The sequence below is a fragment of the Neisseria sp. P0021.S006 genome, assembly GCF_051956895.1.
In genome coordinates, this window is sequence record NZ_JBQCWZ010000624.1 from 1 (window position 1) to 790 (window position 790).

Annotated in this window: 1 protein-coding gene; it reads left to right on the plus strand. The window is 51.9% G+C overall.

The window, feature by feature from the left end:
* Positions 1 to 790 (plus strand): pseudouridine synthase (locus ACTHUM_RS16110; RefSeq protein WP_440403437.1); only part of this gene is annotated, 790 nt, incomplete at both ends.

Sequence of the window (790 nt, forward strand, 5' to 3'; positions counted from 1 at the left end):
ACCCCTTTTAAACGGTGTCAAACCCAGCTACTTGGTTTTACCGCATGAAAAGCAGTTTTACGGCTTGCCGCTGCTGCATTTTTTATGCGCTCATTTTCCCTTTGTCGGCGAAGAAAACTGGCGGCGGCGGCTGAACAGCGGTTTTGTGGTGGGTGCGGATGGCGTGCCGTTTGATGAAAATACCTTGTTCGAACCCGGCAAGACGATGTTTTATTACCGTGAAACCAGCCGTGAGAGCGAGCCGCGTATTCCGTTTGAAGAAAAGATTTTGCATATTGACGAGCATTTGATTGTAGTGGACAAACCGCATTTTCTGCCCGTCATCCCCAGCGGCAGGTTTTTGCGGGAAACCTTGCTCACGCGCCTGCGTCTGCGGCCGGAATTGCAGCATTTGAATGTTGAAGACATTACGCCGATTCATCGCTTGGACAAAGATACGGCAGGCGTTATGCTGCTTTCGCTCAACCCTGCCACGCGTCGTGGTTATCAGACCATGTTCCAAGAAAAAACCGTCCGAAAAACCTATGAAGCGGTGGCGCCGACGCGGACGGATTTGGACTATCCGCTGGATATTTCGTCACGAATGGAACGCGGCGAAAAATTCTTTCTCACGCGGGAAACGGAAGGCGAACCCAATGCCCACACGACCATCGAGCTTATCGAAAACCGCGGTGCATTCAGCCTCTACCGCCTCACGCCGCATACAGGAAAGAAACACCAGCTGCGCGTGCATATGATGAGTTTGAATATGCCGCTGATGAACGATGTGCTTTACCCTACCCCATTGGCG